Genomic DNA, 19,880 nt, shown 5'->3' with positions numbered 1-19,880 from the left:
CGGGGTGTCCTTGAGCACAGGGGTTGTCTGTGTGGACCGCAAAGGGCGGCGCAACGCTACCCTCAGCCGGGCTCGTCGGCCAGTAGACGAATGGCGGTTTCGCCGACCTTGCGCACTGCCGCCTCGACCTCGGGGGTGGGCCGCGCGGCGAAGTTCATGCGCAGGCAGTTGCGGTACTTGCCCGAGGCCGAGAAGATGCTGCCCACTGCGATCTGCACGCCTTGCCCAAGTAAAGCGCGGTTCAGCCGAAGCGTGTCGAAACTTTCCGGCAATTCCACCCAGAGCATGAAGCCGCCTTGCGGCCGGCTGCAGCGAGTGCCCACGGGGAAGTAGCGGGTGACCCAGTCGATCATCTGGTCGCGCGCGCGCTGGTACTGGCTGCGCATGCGTCGCACGTGGGGCTGGTAGTGGCCGCCTTCGATGAAGTCGGCGATGGCCAGCTGCGGCTGGGTCGCGGTGCAGCCGGTGCTGATGTACTTCATGTGCAGCACCCGCTCCAGGTAACGCCCCGGCGCGACCCAACCGATACGCAGTCCCGGCGCCAGGGTTTTGGAGAACGAGCTGCACAGCAGCACGCGGCCGTCTTCATCGAATGACTTGATGGTGCGCGGGCGCGGGTAGGTGTACGCCAGGTCGCCGTACACATCGTCTTCCAGGATGGCCACGTCGAAGCGCTGCGCCAGGGTCAGCAGGGCGCGCTTGCGCGCCTCGGGCATGATGTAGCCGAGCGGGTTGTTGCAGCTGGGGGTGAGCTGGATCAGCTTGATCGGCCATTGTTCCAGGGCCAGCTCCAGCGCTTCGAGGCTGATCCCGGTGATCGGGTCGGTGGGGATTTCCAGGGCCTTCATGCCCAAGCCCTTGAGGGTCTGCATGGCGCCGTGGAAGCTGGGCGAGTCCACTGCGACGATATCGCCCGGCTCGCAGACCGCACGAATACTGGCGGACAAGGCTTCATGGCAGCCCGTGGTGATCACCAGGTCGGCGGCACTGACGGTGCAGCCGGAATCGAGCATCAACCTGGCGATCTGCTCGCGCAGCGCCGGGGTGCCGCTGATGCTGTCGTAGTACAGGCCCGGCATGTCCTGGCGCCGGCTCAGTTGCGCAAGGCTGCGCAGCAATGGTTTGAGCGTTGGGCACTCGACGTCCGGCATGCCGCGGCCCAGTTGCACCACGTCCTTGCTCGGGGTGCTGCGCACCAGCTCGACGACTTGTTCCCACTGCGAGATTTCCACCGGGCGCTGCGCCGGGCGGGTGACCGCAGGCAGGGCCGGGAGGTTGCGGTCATTGGGCACGAAGTAGCCGGACTTGGGGCGCGGTGCCGCCAGGCCGTGGTCTTCCAGCAGGCGGTAGGCCTGCTGCACGGTGCTTAGGCTGACGCCATGCTCGACGCTCAGGGCGCGCACTGACGGCAGGCGATCGCCGGGGCGGTAAAGGCCCTGTTCGATGCGCGCACCCAGCAGCTCGGCAAGGTTGACGTAGAGGGTCATGGCGTACTCCTGGGTGGTCCTACAGATACATACCGATACAGATGTGGGAAAAATACAGCATTCAGAGCCGAATCCGTCAGATCTGTATGGAAATAATAGTCCTGCTTTGAATCTGTAATGCTTTTTGACAAGGCGGCATCATTTCTACACGGTCTACCCACCCTGGAGAAATGAAGCGATGAACGGCTTGAGCGATGTGCGTTTGAAATTGCACAGCGAAGAGTTGCAGGACGCGCAACGTCCACAGCTCTACAGCACCCCGGCGGGGATGAACCGTTGGCAGTTGATGGTGCATCGCTGGCAGTCGCGGCACGAGCTGCTGGGGCTGGATGCCGAGCAGTTGCGCGATATCGGGCTGACGCCTGAGCAGGCCCAGCGTGAAGGGCTCAAGCCGTTCTGGCGCAATTGAGGCCGCTTCGCCGGCAAGGCCGGCTCCCACAGGGTTTAGCTGCTACAGCAATTCTGTGGGAGCCGGCCTTGCCGGCGAGAGGCCCCAAGCGCGCGTCAGACCAGCTCTTTGAGCCGATGCCAGAGCATCCCCAGCGCCAACAGCGGTGAACGCAAATGCTGGCCGCCCGGGAAGGTGATGTGCGGGACCTGGGCGAACAGATCAAAGCGCCCGCTCTGTTCGCCACTGATCGCCTCGCCCAGCAGTCGCCCGGCCAGGTGCGTGGCATTCAGGCCATGCCCGGAGTACGCCTGGGCGTAATACACATTCGGCTGTTCGCGCAGCCGGCCGATCTGCGGCAGGCGGTTGGCGCCAATGCCGATCATCCCGCCCCACTGATAATCGATGCGTACATCGGCCAACTGCGGGAACACCTTGAGCATCTTCGGCCGCATATAGCCGGCAATGTCCTGCGGATCACGGCCGGAGTAATGGCAGGCCCCGCCGAACAGCAAGCGCCGATCGGCAGACAGGCGGAAATAGTCCACCGTCACGCGCTGGTCGCACACCGCCATGTTCTGCGGTAGCAACTGGCGGGCCTGGGCTTCGCTCAAGGGTTCGGTGGCGATGATGTAGCTGCCGGCCGGCAGGATCTTGCCGCCCAGCTGCGGGTTCAGGCCATTGAGGTAGGCATTGCAGCCGAGCACCAGGGTAGTGGCGCGCACGCTGCCTTGCGGGGTGTGCACGCGCACCTGCGGGCCATAGTCGATGCGGGTCACCGGTGATTGTTCATACAGGCGCACCCCCAGTTGCTCGGCAACCCTGGCTTCACCGATGGCCAGGTTCAGTGGGTGCAGGTGCCCAGAGCCCATGTCGATCATGCCGCCCACGTAGCGATCAGAGCCGATCACCGAGGCCATCTGCCCCGGCTCGACCAGGCGCAGCTCGTGGCGATAGCCCAGGCTTTGCAGTTCTTCGGCGTCTTCGATGAAGCCCTGATAGTCACGCGGCTTGTTGGCCAGGTCGCAGTAGCCCCAGGTCAGGTCGCAGTCGATGGCGTGTTGCTCGACGCGCTGGCGGACGATCTCCACCGCCTCCAGGCCCATCAGTTTCAGCTCGCGCACACCGTTGTCGCCCAACAGTGAGCGGAACTGCTCCAGGCCATGGCCGACCCCGCGGATCAGCTGGCCACCATTGCGCCCGCTGGCGCCCCAGCCGATCCGGTGCGCTTCCAGGAGCACCACGCTGAAGCCGCGCTCGGCCAGCTCGATGGCCGTGTTCAGCCCGGAGAAGCCGCCGCCGACCACACAGACATCACACACCTGTTCACCTGCCAGCGGCGCGTACTCGGGCTGCGGCACGCTGCTGGCGGCGTAGTAGGAAGCAGTGTGCGGAGCACCGGCGGTCATGGGTTCATCCTGATTCGGGTGTTTGGAAAAATTGACGCAGGATAAGCCGTGCTTTCATGGAGGGGCAACCATGAGGCAAAATTGGCCTTTCCCCGCTGCACCGAAGGCCGCCATGAGTTGCAACAGCCACAAGATCCGCTTCCTGCGTGAGCAGATCCCGTCTTTCGAGTGTGTGCCCGGCTGTCATGACTGCTGTGGGCCGGTCACCACCTCATCGGAAGAGATGGCCCGCCTGCCGCGCAAGAGCGCTGCCGAGCAGGAAGCTGCCCTCGCCGAACTCAACTGCGTGCACCTGGGGCCCAACGGCTGCACCGTGTACGAAGAGCGCCCGCTGATCTGCCGGCTGTTCGGTACCACGCCGCGCCTGCCGTGCCCCAATGGCCGCGGCCCGGTGGAGTTGATCCACCCGCAGGCCGAGCAGCTGGTTCACCAATTCATTGCCAGCACCCGCCAGGTACTGGTCTGAAGTTCAGTCCGGAATCGGCAGGTTCAGGCTTTCCTTCACTTCTTCCATGACGATGTAGCTCTTCGACTCGCGCACGTGCGGCAGCTTCAACAGGATGTCGCCCAGCAGCTTGCGGTACGAGGCCATCTCGGAAATCCGCGCCTTCACCAGGTAGTCGAAGTCGCCCGAGACCAGGTGGCACTCCAGCACGTGCGGCAGCTTGAGCACCGCGCGGCGGAACTCCTCGAAGGTGTCGCCGGACTTGTAGTCCAGGCTGATCTCGACGAACACCAGCAGGCTGCCCTTCAGGTGCTGCGGGTTGAGCCGGGCGTTGTAGCCCATGATGATCCCTTCACGCTCCAGGCGCCGGACCCGCTCGGTGCACGGCGTGGTCGACAGGCCGACCTTCTCGCCCAGCTCGGTGAAGGAGATGCGCCCGTCGGTTTGCAGGATGCGCAAGATGTTGCGGTCGATCTTGTCCAGTTCGCGTTTGCTTTGGTGCTGGGTTCTCATAGTGGATGCCCCTCTGTAAAAGCCGTTTTCGCCAAGAATTCTCGCCAAATATAGGCTTTTATATAGTGAAAAGCACTGCCCCTACCTTCCTATACTGCGCGCAACTACGCCATTCACAATAAATGTCTGCGGTGCGCCGCTTCGAGGGATAACAACATGCGAGTTCTGGTACTTGGTAGTGGTGTAATCGGGACCGCCAGTGCCTACTACCTGGCGCGGCAAGGTTTCGAAGTCGTGGTGGTCGACCGTCAGCCGGCGGTGGCCATGGAAACCAGTTTTGCCAACGCCGGCCAGGTCTCGCCGGGTTATGCCTCGCCGTGGGCGGCGCCGGGCGTGCCGCTCAAGGCCATCAAGTGGCTGCTTGAGCGCCACGCCCCGCTGGCCATCAAGGCCACCGCCGATGTCGACCAGTACCTGTGGATGGCGCAAATGCTGCGCAACTGCACCGCCAATCGCTATGCGGTGAACAAGGAGCGCATGGTCCGCCTGTCCGAGTACAGCCGCGACTGCCTCGACGAGCTGCGCGCCGAAACCGGCATTGCCTTCGAAGGCCGCACCCTGGGCACCACCCAGCTGTTCCGTACCCAGGCCCAGCTGGACAACGCCGCCAAGGACATCGCCGTGCTCGAGCAGTCCGGCGTGCCTTACGAAGTGCTCGACCGCGAAGGCATTGCCCGCGTCGAACCGGCGCTGGCCAATGTGACTGACATCCTCGCCGGCGCCCTGCGCCTGCCAAACGACCAGACCGGCGACTGCCAGCTGTTCACCACTCGCCTTGCCGAAATGGCGGTCAAGCTGGGTGTCGAGTTCCGCTTCGGGCAGAACATCGAAAGCCTGGATTGCGCCGGTGATCGGATCAACGGCGTGTGGATCGACGGCAAGCTGGAAACCGCCGACCGCTACGTGCTGGCGCTGGGCAGCTACTCGCCGCAGCTGCTCAAGCCGCTGGGGATCAAGGCCCCGGTGTACCCACTGAAGGGCTACTCGCTGACCGTGCCGATCACCGACCCGGCGATGGCCCCGACCTCGACCATCCTGGACGAAACCTACAAGGTGGCGATCACCCGTTTCGACAACCGCATCCGCGTCGGCGGCATGGCCGAGATTGCCGGTTTTGACCTGTCGCTGAACCCGCGTCGGCGCGAAACACTGGAGATGATCGTCAACGATCTTTATCCTCGTGGCGGTGACCTGAGCCAGGCGAGCTTCTGGACCGGCCTGCGCCCGACCACCCCGGATGGTACGCCGATCGTCGGCGCCACCAAGTTCCGCAACCTGTTCCTCAACACCGGTCATGGCACCCTGGGTTGGACCATGGCCTGTGGTTCGGGTCGCTTGCTGGCGGACCTGATTGCGCGCAAGCAGCCGCAGATCAGTGCTGAAGGCCTGGATATTTCCCGCTACAGCAGCAGCCAGGAAACCACCAAGCACGCCAGCCCGGCGCCTGTTCACCAGTAACTGCTCCCTCGCCCGGTGCCGCTGACGGCCCACAACGCTGCAGGCATGCACCGGGTTTTTACTACCAACCAGACTGCCAGAAGGCTGCCGTCATGCGTCCCGCCCGTGCCCTGATCGACCTCCAAGCACTGCGTCACAACTATCAACTCGCGCGTCAGCTGTCCGGGGCCCGTGCCTTGGCGGTGATCAAGGCCGATGCCTATGGTCATGGCGCAGTGCGTTGCGCCCAGGCCCTGGAAGCCGAGGCCGATGGTTTTGCCGTGGCCTGCATCGAGGAAGGGCTGGAGCTGCGTGCAGCGGGGATCAAGGCGCCGGTGCTGTTGCTTGAAGGCTTCTTTGAAGCCAGCGAGCTGGCGCTGATCGCCCAGCATGACTTCTGGTGCGTGGTGCATTCGTTGTGGCAGTTGGAGGCCATCGAGCAGGCTTCAATGGCCAAGCCGATCAACGTCTGGCTCAAGCTCGACTCGGGCATGCACCGGGTTGGCCTGCACCCGAAGGATTATCAGGCGGCCTACCAGCGCCTGCTGGCCACCGGCAAGGTCTCGAAGATCGTGCTGATGAGCCACTTCGCCCGCGCCGATGAGCTGGACTGCGCAGCGAGCAACGATCAGGTCGCGGTGTTCGAAGCGGCGCGCAAAGGCCTCCGCGCCGAAGTCAGCCTGCGCAACTCGCCGGCAGTATTGGGCTGGCCGCAGGTGCCGAGTGACTGGGTGCGCCCGGGCATCATGCTGTATGGCGCGACCCCGTTCGAAGTGCCGCAGGCCGAGGCCGCGCGCTTGCAGCCGGTGATGACCCTGGAATCGAAAGTGATCAGCGTACGTGAGCTGCCGGCCGGTGAGCCGGTGGGTTACGGCGCAAGGTTCGTCAGCCCGCGTCCGACCCGGGTCGGTGTGGTTGCCATGGGCTACGCCGATGGCTACCCGCGCCTGGCACCGACCGGCACCCCGGTGCTGGTGGCCGGCAAACGTAGCCAACTGATCGGCCGGGTATCCATGGACATGCTGTGCATCGACCTTACCGATGTACCCGAAGCCGGCCTGGGCAGCCCGGTGGAACTGTGGGGCAAGAACGTGCTGGCCAGCGACGTGGCGATCCAGGCCGGGACCATCCCGTACCAGATCTTCTGCAACCTGCGGCGGGTGCCGCTGGTCTACAGCGGCGATTGAGGCGCCATAGCGGACAGGCTGCGGGTCGAAGTGTTGTAAATACTGAACGCTGTTGCGATGATACCGTTCAATTTCGACCCCACTCGTTCGTTTAGGAGGGCTCCAGCCTTGGACGTCGGTGAACGACTGCAAGCCATTCGCAAGCTCAAGGGCCTGTCTCAGCGTGAACTCGCCAAACGCGCGGGCGTCACCAACAGCACGATCTCGATGATCGAAAAAAACAGCGTCAGCCCTTCGATCAGTTCGTTGCGTAAAGTGCTGGGCGGGATTCCGATGTCGATGGTCGAGTTCTTCTCGGAAGAGCTGCAACAGGAAAACCCCACGCAGATCGTCTACAAGGCCCATGAGCTGATCGACATCTCCGACGGTGCGGTGACCATGAAATTGGTCGGCAAGGCGCACCCGAGCCGGGCCATTGCCTTCCTCAACGAGATCTACCCGCCCGGTGCCGACACCGGCGAAGAGATGCTCACCCACGACGGCGAAGAGACCGGCATCCTGCTCGAAGGCAAGCTTGAGTTGGTAGTGGGCCTTGAAACTTTCATCCTCGAGGCTGGCGACAGCTACTATTTCGAGAGCACCAAGCCACACCGTTTCCGCAATCCTTACGATGAGCCGGCTCGGCTGATCAGCGCGGCGACACCGGCCAACTTCTGAGGGGCGATTATTGCGGCGGATTGTCGCGGCTAAACCCCTTTAGAGTGTAGGGCTGTTTCGGTGAGGCAGGGTTCCCGTTATACTTGCGCCGCCTGCGAAACCGTGGCCGCGGGCGTGAATAGCCACCATGAGGGTGTACGCGTGAATCTAATCAAGAAAATGCTGGCCGTACCAGCTGCCGTAGTAGCCCTTTGGGCCGTTAGTGTTCAGGCTGCGACCAATGACGACATTGCCAAGCGACTCGAACCGGTCGGGCAGGTATGTGTTCAGGGGCAGGAATGCAAGGGAATGGAAGTTGCTGTCGCTGCTGGCGGCGGTGGTGCCAAGACCCCGGATGAAATCATCGCCAAACACTGCAACGCCTGTCATGGCACAGGCTTGCTCAATGCGCCGAAAATCGGTGATGCCGCGGCATGGAAAGAGCGTGCTGATCACCAGGGTGGTCTGGACGGCCTGCTGGCCAAGGCCATTACCGGCCTGAACGCCATGCCGCCAAAAGGCACCTGTGCCGATTGCTCGGATGACGACCTGAAAGGCGCGATCAAGAAGATGTCGGGCCTGTAACGTCTAGCCCTGCTTTTTGTAGCCGCTGCCGAGAGGCTGCGCTGGAGTCCGAAGGGCTCCCAAAAGCGGCGCTTGCGTTGCAGGCGAGTGCAGCCTGACGGCAGCGGCTACCCAGAGTGTACGTGTTGAATCTTCAAAGCCCGCCCTCGTGCGGGCTTTGTCGTTTCTGCCGCTGGCCTGTGGCATGCTCGGGGTAACCTGGATTCATGGATGCCACAGGAGGCCGAGATGGCGTACAGCTGTTCGATCGAGAAGGCGGTGGACGAGGTGCTTGCGCGTCTGCCGGCGCATATCCACATGGGCCTGCCCTTGGGCCTGGGCAAGCCGAACCGCTTCGTCAACGCCCTGTATGCGCGGGTGCGCGAGCTGCCCGAACGCCAACTGACGCTCTACACCGCCCTGAGCCTGGGCCGCCCGGCGTTGGGCGACGGCTTGCAGCGGCGCTTCCTCGAGCCTTTCGTCGAGCGCGTGTTTGCCGACTACCCCGAGCTGGATTACCTCGCCGACCTGCGCGCTGACCGCCTGCCTGCCAACATTCGCGTAGAGCAGTTCTTCATGCAGCCTGGCAGCCTGCTGCACAGCCTTTCGGCGCAACAGGACTACGTCAGCAGCAACTACAGCCACGCGGCGCGGGACATCAATGCCAAGGGCTTGAACCTGATCGCCCAGATCGTGGCTGAAGACCCGGCGCATCCCGGCCATCTGAGCCTGAGCTGCAACCCGGACATCACCCTTGACCTCCTGCCCATGGTCGAACGCCGGCGCGCGGCGGGTGAAACCATTCTGATCCTCGGCCAGGTGCATGCCGAACTGCCCTACATGCCGGGTGATTCGGAGCTGCCGCGCGAAGCCTTCGACCTGCTGATCGAGCAGCCGGAAACCACGCGGCTGTTCTCCACCCCGAACATGCCGGTGACCACGCAGGACCATCTCATCGGCCTGCACGCCAGCGCCCTGGTGCGCGATGGCGGCACCTTGCAGATCGGCATTGGTGCGATGGGCGATGCGTTGACGGCGGCTCTGTTGTCGCGCCAGGCCGACACGCTCGGGTATCAAGCGGTACTGGAAGACCTCGATCTTGCGCCATGGCGCGATCTGATCAAGCGCGAAGGCGGCATTCAGCCCTTCGCCCAGGGCCTCTACGGTTGCAGCGAGATGTTCGTCAACGGCCTGCTGGCGCTGGTCGATGCCGGCATCGTGCGCCGGCCGGTGGAGGGCGATGTGCTGGTGCACGGCGGGTTCTTCCTTGGGCCGCAGGCGTTCTACCAGCGCCTGCGGGAAATGCCGCTGGCCCAGCGCAAGCGCATCGCGATGAGCGCCATCAGCTACATCAACGAGCTGTATGGCGATGAAGCGCTCAAGCGCCGGCAGCGCCACGACGCGCGATTCATCAACACCGTGTTCACCATGACCCTGATGGGCGCCGGTGTGGCCGACCAGCTGGAAGACGGCCGGGTACTGAGCGGGGTGGGCGGGCAGTACAACTTCGTTGCCCAGGGCCATGCGCTGGAGGGTGCGCGTTCGATCCTGCTGCTGCGCAGTTGGCGCGAGTCGGGTGGTGAGGTGAGTTCGAACCTGGTCTGGGAGTACGGCCACTGCACGATCCCCCGGCACCTGCGGGACATCGTGGTGACCGAGTACGGGATAGCCGACTTGCGTGGGCAAACCGATGCCGAGGTGATTGCGCGGTTGTTGGCGATCAGTGATTCGCGGTTCCAGGACAGTTTGATGGCGCAGGCGAAGAAGGCCGGCAAGCTGGCGCAGGATTTCCGCCTGGATGCGCGCTTTGCCGAGAATACCCCGCAGCGTCTGGAGGCGCTTCGTGGGCGACACGCGCGGTTGTTCCCGGAGTATCCGCTGGGCAGTGACTTTACTGCTGAAGAGCGGGATTTGCTGCGTGCGCTGAACTGGCTCAAGAGCAAGCTCAAGTTGAGCGAGGTGCTGAAGCTGGGGAGGGCGGCGCTGGACGCTCCGGCGGCGGAGGCCTACCCGCAACAGTTGGCGCGCATGGGACTGGTGGCGCCGGATGGGTTGCGTGAGGAGTTGTATCAGCGGCTGTTGTTGGCGGGCTTGCAGGCAACATCACTGAATACGCTGTAAATCTGTGGGAGCCGGCCTTGCCGGCGATGAGGCCAGCACAGGCTGCGGCCGCTTCGCGACCGATCGCCGGCAAGGCCGGCTCCCACAAGCAGGGTGCTAGGGTTACTCGATGAACGTAACCTTGCCGCCTTCCAGCGACTTCACCCGCGCCAGCGATTCAACGCGGTAGCCCTGGCTGTCCAGCTCGGCACGGCCGCCCTGGAACGACTTCTCGATCACGATACCCAGGCCGGCCACGGTGGCACCGGCCTGCTTGATGATCGAAATCAGCGCCTGCGACGCCTTGCCGTTGGCCAGGAAGTCGTCAATCACCAGCACGCGGTCGCTGCTGTTGAGGTGACGCGGCGAGATCGCCACGGTGTTCTCGGTCTGCTTGGTGAAGGAGTACACCGAGGCGCTCAGCAGGTTTTCAGTCAGGGTCAGCGACTGATGCTTGCGCGCGAAAATTACCGGAACGCCCAGCTTCAGGCCGGTCATCACCGCCGGGGCAATGCCCGAGGCTTCAATGGTGACGATCTTGGTGACACCCGAGTCGGCAAACAGACGGGCGAATTCGTCGCCAATCAGTTGCATCAGCGCAGGGTCGATCTGATGGTTGAGAAACGCATCGACTTTAAGGACCTGGTCGGAAAGCACGATGCCTTCTTCGCGAATCTTCTGGTGCAGTGCTTCCACTGTTGTATTTCCTCGATGTAGCCATGTGGCCCCGGCAACAAGCCGGGACAAAGGGGGATTATCTAACGTTTGAGCATCGCGCGGATATCCGCCAATGCGTTATTGCCGCGAGCGGCCTTGACCTCGACCGGGGCGTCGTCCAGGCCCTCCCAGGCCAGGTCGTCGTCAGGCAGCTCATCCAGGAAGCGGCTTGGCGCACAATCGATGATTTCGCCGTACTGCTTGCGCTTGGCGGCAAAGGTGAACGCCAGGGTCTGCCGCGCCCGGGTAATGCCCACATAGGCCAGGCGCCGTTCTTCCTCGATGGTGTCAGCCTCGATACTGGAACGGTGCGGAAGAATCTCTTCTTCCATGCCCATGATGAACACGTAGGGGAATTCCAGCCCCTTGGACGCGTGCAGGGTCATCATCTGGACGCCTTCGGCACCGTCTTCCTCTTCCTGCTGACGTTCGAGCATGTCACGCAGGACCAGTTTGCCGATGGCATCCTCGATGGTCATGTCACCCTCTTCGTCCTTCTCGAGGGTGTTTTTCAACGCTTCGATCAGGAACCAGACGTTGCCCATGCGGAAATCCGCGGCCTTGTCGCTGGAACTGTTCTGGCGAATCCAGTTTTCGTAGTCGATGTCCATGACCATGCTGCGCAGCGCAGCAATCGGTTCATTGGTTGCGACCTGCTCGCGGACCCCGTCCATCCAGCGCTTGAAGCGCTGCAGGCGGTCGGTGAAGCGGCTGTCCAGGTGCTCGCCCAGGCCCAGCTCCTCGCTGGCGGCGTACATCGATACCTTGCGTTCGGTGGCGTAGTTGCCAAGTTTTTCCAGGGTGGTGGAGCCGATTTCCCGGCGCGGCACGTTGATCACGCGCAGGTAGGCGTTGTCGTCGTCCGGGTTTACCAGCAGGCGGAAGTAGGCCATCAGGTCCTTCACTTCCTGGCGACCGAAGAAGCTGTTGCCGCCCGACAGGCGGTAGGGCACCTGGTGGTGCTGCAGCTTCAATTCGATCAGCTTGGCCTGGTAGTTGCCGCGATAGAGGATGGCGAAATCGCTGTACGGGCGGTCGGTGCGCAAGTGCAGGCTGAGGATTTCCATGGCCACGCGCTCGGCTTCGGCTTCCTCGTTCTTGCAGCGGATCACGCGGATCTCGTCGCCGTGGCCCATTTCACTCCACAGCTGCTTCTCGAACGCATGCGGGTTGTTCGCGATCAGCACGTTGGCGCAGCGCAGGATACGGCTGGTGGAGCGGTAGTTCTGCTCCAGCATGACGATCTTCAGGGACGGATAGTCGTCCTTGAGCAGCATGAGGTTTTCCGGGCGTGCGCCGCGCCAGGCGTAGATCGACTGGTCATCGTCGCCCACCACGGTGAACTGGTTGCGCGTGCCGATGAGCATCTTCACCAGCAGGTACTGGCTGGCGTTGGTGTCCTGGTATTCGTCCACCAGCAGGTAGCGCACGCGGTTCTGCCACTTCTCGAGGATGTCGGCGTGTTCCTGGAACAGCTTGACCGGCAGCAGGATCAGGTCGTCGAAGTCCACCGCGTTGAACGCCTTGAGCGTGCGCTGGTAGTGCGCGTAGACGATGGCGGCGGTCTGCTCCTTGGGGTTGCGGGCCTTTTCCAGCGCCTCGGGCGGCAGGATCAGGTCGTTCTTCCAGGCGCCGATCATGTTCTTGATCTCGTCGACGCCGTCGTCCCCGGAGTACTCCTTCTGCATGATGTCGGTCATCAGGGCTTTCACGTCGGTTTCGTCGAAAATCGAGAAACCCGGCTTGTAGCCCAGCCGTTCATGCTCCTTGCGGATGATGTTCAGGCCCAGGTTGTGGAAGGTGCACACCGTCAGCCCACGGCCCTCTCCCGGGCGCAGCAGGGTGCCGACGCGCTCTTTCATCTCGCGCGCGGCCTTGTTGGTGAACGTCATGGCTACAATGTACTGCGCACGTACGCCGCAGTTCTGTACCAGATGGGCAATCTTGCGCGTGATCACGCTGGTCTTGCCGGAGCCTGCACCGGCGAGCACCAAAAGAGGGCCGCCGACATAATTCACGGCTTCCTGTTGCCGAGGGTTGAGTCGGGACATGACGTAAACCGGGGGTCGCTGAAAATAGCCGCGCATTTTAACAGGCGCGAGGGGTTTTGGGCGCGACCGTCTGACAGTGTGACGCAACACGCTAACTAAATTTGCCGGTTCTGGTACTTTCCCGCAGGATGCGTGGCGAAATAAAGCGGGATCCGGACAAAGGAATGTCATGAGTTCAAGTGAAAACCATTTACATTAATGGTCAGGAAGTTCCATTTCGTTTACTTATTCGTCATTTGACTGCGTCCACGTGCTAAGGAGCCAGCTTGTCTACGCCTGTCGAACCGTTGCGTTTGCTCCTGCTGGCCGAAGAGCCGGAATGGGCAACAGTGCTGGGAGAGTGCCTGCAGCCCTTGGCTGGCGCGGCGGTATTGCTGACTGCGCCCAATTGGGAGGCGGTCGACAGCCTGTTTGCCCGCGACCGCAATGCCGTGGTGCTGGCCACTCCGCGCCTGCAACCGGCGCCGGGGCGCTGCGAGCTGCCCATGGTCCTGTTGCTTGACGCCGAGCCTGACGAAGCGCCCCTGGGGGTCAGCGACTGGCTGGTGCGTGGCCAACTGAGCGGCGACATCCTGCGGCGCTGCCTGCGCCATGTGCGCGAGCGCGGTGTGCTGGAAGCCACCTTGCAGCGCCTGGCCGAACAGGACCCACTGACCGGCATCGCCAATCGCCAGGGTTTCCAGACCTTGCTGGCCGCGCGCCTGGCTGAAAACGACGGGCGCGGCGTGGCCCTCGGGCACCTCGACCTGGACAACTTCCGCCATGCCAACGACGCCCTCGGGCACCAGGCCGGCGACCGCCTGATCCTGCAGGTGGTTGGCCGCATGAAAAGCCAGCTGGAAGCCGGTGACCAGGTGGCGCGGCTGGGCAGCGACGAGTTCGCCCTTTTGATCGACACCCGCCGCGAACCGCAACGTGCCGAGTGGATGGCCGAGCGGATCGTCGAGGTGCTGGCCGAACCCTACTGGATCGACGGTGAAAGCCTGCTGATCGGTTGCAGCCTGGGAGTGGCACATGCCCGCGCGCAGGCTGGCGCCGACCCGCTGATGTGGCATGCGCACATCGCCATGCAGCAGGCCAAGAGCACCCAGGGCTGTACCTTCCATGTCTTCAACGAGCGGATCAACCGCAACGCACGCAGCCTGGCCGACCTTGAAGCCGAGCTGCGCCGTGCTTTGCGCCGGGACGAGCTGGAACTGCATTACCAGCCACGCCTGGACCTGACTGACGGGCGCATCGTCGGCCTGGAGGCGCTGGTGCGCTGGCGGCATGCCGAGCGGGGCCTGTTGCCGCCGAGCGAGTTCGTGCCGTTGGCCGAGCAGAGCGGGCTGATCGTGCCGCTGGGCTACTGGGTGATTTCCCGGGCCTTGCGCGACATGCAGGCGTTGCGCGAGCAGGGCCTGGGGCCGTTGCACATGGCGGTGAACCTGTCGTTCCGCCAGTTCCAGGACAGCCAGTTGCTGGCCACCTTGAGCCGGCTGATCATCGAACATGGCGTGGATGCGCGCTGGCTGGAGTTCGAGTTGACCGAAACGGCGGTGATGCGTCGCAATGACCTGGTCAAGCAGACCATGGACGCCCTCGGGCGGCTGGGTGTGCGCTTCTCGCTGGACGATTTCGGCACGGGTTTTTCGTCGTTCGTGCACTTGAACAGCTTGCCGATCACCTTGCTCAAGGTCGATCGCAGCTTTGTCGGTGGCATGGAGCAGCGCGAGGAGAACCGCAAGCTGGTCCACGCGATGATCGACCTGGCGCACAACCTTCATCTGGAAGTAGTGGCCGAGGGCGTGGAAACGCCGGAGCAACTGGACCTGTTGCGCAGCTTTGGCTGTGACCAGGTGCAGGGCTACCTGATCAGCAAGCCATTGCCGTTCCAGCAGTTGGTGGATTACCTGTTGCTGGGGGCCGCGCAGGAGTCGGCAGCGATGTGACGCTCGGGGCCGCTATGCGGCCCTTCGCTGGCAAGGCCAGCTCCCACAGTGTCTCCCACAGTGTCTCCCACAGTATCTTGCTGTGGGAGCCGGCCGTGCCGGCGAAGGGCTTCACACCGAAACCGATTCGGCCGGAGCGCTTGCCCCACCCATCATCTTCTTCATCCGCCACTCAAACGCCCAGGTCAGGCTGACCGCCGCGCATGCCAGCCCCAGCGCCAGGCCCCACCACACGCCCACCGCGCCGCCGTCCAGCCAGAAGGCGAAGATCCACGCCGCCGGTGCGCCAATCAGCCAGTAGCAGCCCAGCCCCACCAGGAACGTGGTCTTGGCGTCCTTGAGCCCGCGGATGGAGCCCATCGCAATGGTCTGGATACCATCGAACAGCTCGAACCAGGCCGCCGTGATCAGCAGGCTCACCGCCAACGCGAACACCTTGGCGAACGCCGGGTCATTGCGGTCGACAAACAGCCCCACCAGCGCCTCCGGGAACAGCCAGAACAGCAGCGAGAAACCGAGCATCATCGCGGCGCCAAAGACGATCCCGACCCGCCCGGCATGCCGCGCCCGCAACAGGTGCCCGCCGCCATAGTGCAGGCCCACGCGCATGGTCACGGCATAGGACAAACCCGCCGGAATCATGAACGCGGTGGAGACGATCTGCAGGGCGATCTGGTGCGCGCCCAGCTCGGTGCTGCCCATGGTGCCCATGCACAGCGCGGCGAAGGCGAACAGCCCGACTTCCACGGTGTAGGTGCCGCCAATCGGCAGGCCCAGGCGCCACAACTCGCGCAGCGCCGGCATCGACGGCCGGCTCAGGCCCGCGCGAATCGGGTAGGCGGCGTATGCCTGGTGATAGCGGATATACAGCGCCAGGGCCACGGCCATCAGGTTGGCGACAATCGCCGTCACCAGGCCGATGCCCATCAGGCCCAGCTTGGGCAGGCCGAACATGCCCTCGATCAGCGCATAGTTGCAGAGGAAGTTCAGCACGGTGCCGACCAGGCTGATGACCATCACCGGCGAGGAGCGCCCCAGCGCACTGGTAAACCCGCGCAAGGCCATGAAGCTCAGGTAGCCGGGCAGGGCGAACGGCAGCAGCAACAGGAACTGGCTGGCATGGGCGACGTTTTCCGGGGTTTGCCCGAGGCGCAGCAGCACCGGTGACAGGTTCCACAACACCAACGCCGCAACGATGGCCATCACCCAGGCCAGCCACAGCCCGGCCTGGGTCAGGCGCGTGGCGCCCTCGCGGTCGCTCGCGCCCTGGCGAATGGCGACCAGGGTGCCCACGGCAGCGATCACGCCCAGGCAGAAGATCGACACGAACGAATAGCTCGCCGCGCCCAGGCCGCCGCCGGCCAAGGCCTCGGGGCTTATGCGGGCCATCATCAGGGTGTCGGTCAGCACCATCAGCATGTGCGCCAACTGCGAGGCGATCAGTGGCCCGGCGAGCCGGAGCAATGCCTTGAGTTCGTGCGTGGGCGCAGCCTGCATGATGACTTTCCTTGTTGGAGCGATGGGCAAGAGGCAAATTCTCGACCTTTGTGGCAACTTCCACAAAAGGATAAAAACGATCATTGGCATGAGTAAAAATCATGCGAGTATGATTTCAGCCTCTCATTCGCAGGCACGCCCAGGAGCCGCCCATGTCAAACCGATTGCCGCCGCTGTACGCACTGCGCGCCTTCGAGGCGGCCGCCCGGCACAGCTCGTTCACCCGTGCGGCGGATGAGTTATCGATTACCCAGAGTGCCGTTAGCCGGCATGTGCGCACGCTGGAAGATCACTTTGCCTGCCGCCTGTTTCACCGCAACGGGCGCAACCTGCAGTTGAGCGAAGCGGCGCGCCTGCTGCTGCCCGGGGTGCGCGAGGGCTTCGCCGCGCTGGAGCGCGCCTGCAATACCCTGCGCAGTGAAGACGGCGTGTTGCGCATGAAAGCCCCCTCGACCTTGACCATGCGCTGGCTGCTGGCGCGCCTGAGCCGCTTTCGTCACTTGCAGCCGGGCAACGAGGTGCAGCTCACCAGTGCCTGGATGGACGTCGACCATGTCGATTTCAACCACGAGCCGTTCGACTGCGCGGTGCTGCTGGGCGATGGGCACTTTGCGCCGGATTGGGAAGTGCGCCGGTTGTTCCCCGAGCTGCTGATCCCGGTTGGCGCGCCGGCCTTGCTCAACGAGCAGCCGTGGACGGTCGAACGCCTGGTTGCCTGCGAACTGCTGCACCCCACCCCGGACAAGCGCGACTGGCGCAGTTGGTTGGCCTGCATGGGCCTGACCGAGCAGGTGTCGCTCAAGGGCGGCCAGGTGTTCGACACCCTGGAACTGGGCATGATCGCCGCCGCGCGGGGCTATGGCGTGTCGATGGGCGACTTGCTGATGGTCGCCGAAGACGTTGCCCAGGGCCGGCTCAGCTTGCCCTGGCCGACCGCAGTGGCCAGCGGGCTGGACTACTTTCTGGTCTGGCCGCGCACCCGCCCCGGTGGTGAGCGCCTGCGCCGCTTGAGTGACTTTCTGCAGGGTGAGGTGCAGGCCATGAACCTGCCAGATGTGCAGATACTGAACGCAACTGAAGCCAATATCGGCGAATGAACGTTTGCGCTAAATATCCCTGCATTGGACTCAAGTAATACCCGTTGGCGCCGAATCAGTAGGGCAGAGCCGCATGCAGAAGGCTCACTCCCCCTACAGATGAGATGCCGGCGGTGCAGCGTGATCAGGACGATCCCGGCCCCTGTCGCCTGGAGCTTCCATGTCCCAACCTCGTGCCCGGATTGCCTCGCAACTCGGTATCGCCCTGGCCGCCGTGCTGGCGGTGGTGATTACCGGCAGTACCCTGTTTGCCTTGCGCTCGCTCGACAGCGCCAACCTGATCACCCGCCAGGAACACCTGGCCAGCGAAGCGCGCCTGCTCGCCGACCAGCTCAGTACCTTTCACGGCACCCTGCGCGAAAGCACCCAGCGCCTCAGCGGGCTGTTCGACAAGCGTTTCGCCGGCGGGCTGCGCCTGGCCCCGGGCGAGTCGATCAACGTCGGTGGCATGGCCACGCCAGGGCTGTACCTGGGGGACGTGGCGCTGAACAACAACTCCCGTGAAGTGGATGACTTCCGCCAGATGACGGCGGGGGTGGCCACGGTGTTCGTGCGCAGCGGCGAGGACTTCATCCGCATCAGTACCTCGCTGACCAAGCAGGACGGCAGCCGCGCCATCGGCACCTTGCTCGACCGTGCGCACCCGGCGTACGCGAAATTGATGGCTGGCCAGGCGTATGTCGGCCGTGCGCTGCTGTTCGAGCGTGCCTACATGACCCAATACACCCCCGTGCGAGACAGCAGCGGGCGGGTGATCGCCGTGCTGTTCGTGGGCTTTGACTACACCGACGCGCAGGCCGCCCAGTTCGACAACCTCAAGCGTTTCCGCATTGGCCAGACCGGCTCGTTGGCGCTGCTCGATGAGCAGCAGCGCTGGCTGGTGGCGCCGGCCGGGGTGACCTCGCCGGAGCAGGCGGCAAGCCAGTTGGCCGACTTTGCCGGGCACCCTGGGGAAGGGCGCTTCTGGGACGATGGCGTGGAAGAGCTGTACAGCGTCGCGGTGCCATTTGCCGGCGGGCCGTGGACGGTATTGGCGAGCATGCCCAAGCACGAGATCCGCGCGGTGACCTGGAGCATCGGCCTGCGCCTGGCCATTGGCAGCCTGCTGGCGATGCTGGTGGCGGTGGGGGCGACGCTGTGGTTGCTGCAGCGCAAGTTGCGCCCACTGGGTGACCTGGTACGCCAGGCCGAAGCGCTTGGCGCGGGTGACCTGGATGCACGGTTGAACGTGGCCAGCCATGACGAGATCGGCCAGTTGGCGCGCAGTTTCAACCAGATGGGCGAGGCGTTGGCGACCATGGTCGTGCACATTCGCGCCGCGTCGCAGGAAGTCAGCAGCCGCGCCCAGGCGCTGACCGGGATGTCCTCGGGGGCCTGTGAGGGCATGGAGCAGCAGTCCGGTGAAATCAGCAGCATGGCTGGCGCGGTGGAAGAGTTCAGCGCGACCTCGCTGAACATCGCCGACAACATGGGCAACACCCAGCGCATGGCCCAGGACAACGCCCAGCAGACGCGGATCGGGCGTGCTTCGATGGATGAAGCGTCGGGTTCGCTGCAGCAGATTGCCGATGCCTTGGGCAGCACGGCGCAGGTGATCGACACGCTGGGCGTGCGCTCGCAGGAAATCGGCGGGATTGTCGGGGTGATCACCTCGATTGCCGAGCAGACCAACCTGCTGGCCTTGAACGCGGCCATTGAAGCGGCGCGGGCTGGTGAGCAGGGGCGCGGGTTTGCCGTGGTGGCCGATGAGGTGCGCAGCCTGGCGGCGCGCACGCGTCAGGCGACGGATGAGATCTCCGGCATGATCGGCAGTATCCAGCAGGAGACCGGCAATGCGATCAGCACCATGGAGCAGGGCAATCGGCTGATGCAGGACGGGCTGGCGCGCAATGCCAAGGTGGCTGAAGCGCTGGCGCGCATTGATGAGCAGAGCCGTTCGGCGGGTCAGCAGTTCGATGCGATCACGCTGGCGACGCAGGAGCAGAGCAGCACCGCGACAATGCTCAGCAGCAACTTGCAGAGCATTGCCCTGGCCAATAGCGAGCAGCGTGAAGTGGCGTTGAACCTTGCTGCGACGGCGCGGGAGCTGGAAGGCTTGGCGGGGCAGTTGCGCCAGGAGGTCAATCGGTTCCGGGTTGGGCGGTAGGCCCCGCCACTGTCTGGCACAACCGTTTGTAGCCGCTGCCGTCAGGCTGCGCTGGAGCCCGTGAGGGCTCCAAAAGGCGGCGCCTGCTATGCAGGCGAGCGCAGCCTTACGGCAGCGGCTTCGTTAGACAGCGATAAGCCAGCCCATAGTTAACAAAGCAAGAGCGAAGCGAATTGTGCTGTTGATCTTGATCTGCCGGCCCCGTCTTCCAGAGGCTGAACGGAGGTGTCGTTAAACGGGCGGGGGCGTAGCCGCCTTCTGCGTATGCGAGGACG

General features: G+C 63.9%; 16 protein-coding genes and 1 pseudogene. 11 read left to right on the top strand and 6 right to left on the bottom strand.

The features are described from left to right. Positions 1-62: 62 nt before the first annotated feature. A complete protein-coding gene (locus M5G11_RS22210) occupies positions 63-1,487 on the bottom strand; it encodes an aminotransferase-like domain-containing protein (RefSeq protein ID WP_273912688.1) in 1,425 nt (474 codons plus the stop codon). A 178-nt stretch (positions 1,488-1,665) separates the two neighbouring features. Between M5G11_RS22210 and M5G11_RS22205 the strand changes: the two genes are divergently transcribed. Then, on the top strand, positions 1,666-1,896 hold the full coding sequence (locus tag M5G11_RS22205; protein WP_273912687.1) for a DUF1127 domain-containing protein: 231 nt from the start codon (positions 1,666-1,668) through the stop codon (positions 1,894-1,896). A 95-nt stretch (positions 1,897-1,991) separates the two neighbouring features. On the opposite strand, the gene M5G11_RS22200 is transcribed toward M5G11_RS22205, so the two are convergent. Beyond that, a complete protein-coding gene (locus M5G11_RS22200; RefSeq protein ID WP_273912686.1) occupies positions 1,992-3,284 on the bottom strand; it encodes an NAD(P)/FAD-dependent oxidoreductase in 1,293 nt (430 codons plus the stop codon). Positions 3,285-3,396: 112 nt separating this feature from the next. Here M5G11_RS22200 and M5G11_RS22195 point away from each other — a divergent pair, with 112 nt between their 5' ends. After that, complete coding sequence (locus M5G11_RS22195; protein ID WP_273912685.1) at positions 3,397-3,750, top strand: YkgJ family cysteine cluster protein; 354 nt, start codon at positions 3,397-3,399, stop codon at positions 3,748-3,750. Between the two features lie 3 nt (positions 3,751-3,753). Here the strand turns inward: M5G11_RS22195 and dadR are convergent, their stop codons facing one another. Beyond that, positions 3,754-4,242: a transcriptional regulator DadR gene (gene dadR / locus M5G11_RS22190; RefSeq protein WP_042121505.1), complete on the bottom strand. Its 489-nt coding sequence runs from the start codon at positions 4,240-4,242 to the stop codon at positions 3,754-3,756. 156 nt (positions 4,243-4,398) lie between these two features. Here dadR and dadA point away from each other — a divergent pair, with 156 nt between their 5' ends. From dadA to M5G11_RS22165, 5 genes are all read left to right on the top strand, one after another. After that, on the top strand, positions 4,399-5,700 hold the full coding sequence (gene dadA / locus M5G11_RS22185; RefSeq protein WP_273912684.1) for a D-amino acid dehydrogenase: 1,302 nt from the start codon (positions 4,399-4,401) through the stop codon (positions 5,698-5,700). A gap of 92 nt (positions 5,701-5,792) precedes the next feature. After that, complete coding sequence (gene alr, locus M5G11_RS22180; RefSeq protein ID WP_273912683.1) at positions 5,793-6,866, top strand: alanine racemase; 1,074 nt, start codon at positions 5,793-5,795, stop codon at positions 6,864-6,866. Positions 6,867-6,974: 108 nt separating this feature from the next. After that, positions 6,975-7,523 (top strand): cupin domain-containing protein, encoded by a 549-nt coding sequence (locus M5G11_RS22175; protein WP_273912682.1) that lies wholly within the window; start codon positions 6,975-6,977, stop codon positions 7,521-7,523. 141 nt (positions 7,524-7,664) lie between these two features. After that, a complete protein-coding gene (locus M5G11_RS22170) occupies positions 7,665-8,087 on the top strand; it encodes a c-type cytochrome (protein WP_420793854.1) in 423 nt (140 codons plus the stop codon). Between the two features lie 228 nt (positions 8,088-8,315). Continuing rightward, on the top strand, positions 8,316-10,187 hold the full coding sequence (locus M5G11_RS22165; RefSeq protein ID WP_273912681.1) for an acetyl-CoA hydrolase/transferase C-terminal domain-containing protein: 1,872 nt from the start codon (positions 8,316-8,318) through the stop codon (positions 10,185-10,187). 102 nt (positions 10,188-10,289) lie between these two features. Here M5G11_RS22165 and M5G11_RS22160 read toward each other — a convergent pair whose 3' ends face one another. Then, a complete protein-coding gene (locus M5G11_RS22160; RefSeq protein WP_273912680.1) occupies positions 10,290-10,862 on the bottom strand; it encodes a xanthine phosphoribosyltransferase in 573 nt (190 codons plus the stop codon). A 62-nt stretch (positions 10,863-10,924) separates the two neighbouring features. Continuing rightward, positions 10,925-12,934 (bottom strand): DNA helicase Rep, encoded by a 2,010-nt coding sequence (rep, locus tag M5G11_RS22155; protein WP_273912679.1) that lies wholly within the window; start codon positions 12,932-12,934, stop codon positions 10,925-10,927. A gap of 266 nt (positions 12,935-13,200) precedes the next feature. On the opposite strand from rep, the gene M5G11_RS22150 reads away from it, so the two are divergent. After that, the gene (locus tag M5G11_RS22150) at positions 13,201-14,865 is read left to right on the top strand and encodes a putative bifunctional diguanylate cyclase/phosphodiesterase (RefSeq protein ID WP_273912678.1); all 1,665 of its coding nucleotides are present in this window, start codon (positions 13,201-13,203) and stop codon (positions 14,863-14,865) included. A gap of 111 nt (positions 14,866-14,976) precedes the next feature. Here the strand turns inward: M5G11_RS22150 and M5G11_RS22145 are convergent, their stop codons facing one another. After that, a complete protein-coding gene (locus tag M5G11_RS22145; RefSeq protein ID WP_273912677.1) occupies positions 14,977-16,362 on the bottom strand; it encodes a NorM family multidrug efflux MATE transporter in 1,386 nt (461 codons plus the stop codon). Between the two features lie 152 nt (positions 16,363-16,514). Between M5G11_RS22145 and M5G11_RS22140 the strand changes: the two genes are divergently transcribed. From M5G11_RS22140 to M5G11_RS27675, 3 genes and pseudogenes are all read left to right on the top strand, one after another. Continuing rightward, positions 16,515-17,459 carry a LysR substrate-binding domain-containing protein gene (locus M5G11_RS22140; RefSeq protein WP_273912676.1) on the top strand — a complete coding sequence of 315 codons (945 nt, stop codon included), beginning with the start codon at positions 16,515-16,517 and terminating at the stop codon, positions 17,457-17,459. Between the two features lie 160 nt (positions 17,460-17,619). Further along, a pseudogene (locus M5G11_RS27680) lies at positions 17,620-18,738 on the top strand (Cache 3/Cache 2 fusion domain-containing protein); the annotation flags it as partial. Beyond that, positions 18,736-19,605 (top strand): methyl-accepting chemotaxis protein, encoded by an 870-nt coding sequence (locus M5G11_RS27675; RefSeq protein ID WP_420793855.1) that lies wholly within the window; start codon positions 18,736-18,738, stop codon positions 19,603-19,605. The pseudogene M5G11_RS27680 and the gene M5G11_RS27675, both read left to right, overlap by 3 nt. Positions 19,606-19,880: the final 275 nt, after the last annotated feature.

Origin of the sequence: Pseudomonas fontis (assembly GCF_028656955.1) — a bacterium.
Classification (GTDB): domain Bacteria; phylum Pseudomonadota; class Gammaproteobacteria; order Pseudomonadales; family Pseudomonadaceae; genus Aquipseudomonas; species Aquipseudomonas fontis.
Note: the sequence above shows the minus strand (reverse complement) of the source record. Positions and strands in the feature narration are given on the sequence as shown.

What these genes read in the sequence shown, in the direction of transcription:
- M5G11_RS22145 (WP_273912677.1), bottom strand. Translation starts at nt 16,362, where the DNA reads ATGCAGGCTGCGCCCACGCACGAACTCAAGGCATTGCTCCGGCTCGCC.
- dadR (WP_042121505.1), bottom strand. Translation starts at nt 4,242, where the DNA reads ATGAGAACCCAGCACCAAAGCAAACGCGAACTGGACAAGATCGACCGC.
- dadA (WP_273912684.1), top strand. Translation starts at nt 4,399, where the DNA reads ATGCGAGTTCTGGTACTTGGTAGTGGTGTAATCGGGACCGCCAGTGCC.
- rep (WP_273912679.1), bottom strand. Translation starts at nt 12,934, where the DNA reads ATGTCCCGACTCAACCCTCGGCAACAGGAAGCCGTGAATTATGTCGGC.
- M5G11_RS22195 (WP_273912685.1), top strand. Translation starts at nt 3,397, where the DNA reads ATGAGTTGCAACAGCCACAAGATCCGCTTCCTGCGTGAGCAGATCCCG.
- M5G11_RS22165 (WP_273912681.1), top strand. Translation starts at nt 8,316, where the DNA reads ATGGCGTACAGCTGTTCGATCGAGAAGGCGGTGGACGAGGTGCTTGCG.
- M5G11_RS27675 (WP_420793855.1), top strand. Translation starts at nt 18,736, where the DNA reads ATGGGCGAGGCGTTGGCGACCATGGTCGTGCACATTCGCGCCGCGTCG.
- M5G11_RS22210 (WP_273912688.1), bottom strand. Translation starts at nt 1,487, where the DNA reads ATGACCCTCTACGTCAACCTTGCCGAGCTGCTGGGTGCGCGCATCGAA.
- M5G11_RS22205 (WP_273912687.1), top strand. Translation starts at nt 1,666, where the DNA reads ATGAACGGCTTGAGCGATGTGCGTTTGAAATTGCACAGCGAAGAGTTG.
- alr (WP_273912683.1), top strand. Translation starts at nt 5,793, where the DNA reads ATGCGTCCCGCCCGTGCCCTGATCGACCTCCAAGCACTGCGTCACAAC.
- M5G11_RS22200 (WP_273912686.1), bottom strand. Translation starts at nt 3,284, where the DNA reads ATGACCGCCGGTGCTCCGCACACTGCTTCCTACTACGCCGCCAGCAGC.
- M5G11_RS22140 (WP_273912676.1), top strand. Translation starts at nt 16,515, where the DNA reads ATGTCAAACCGATTGCCGCCGCTGTACGCACTGCGCGCCTTCGAGGCG.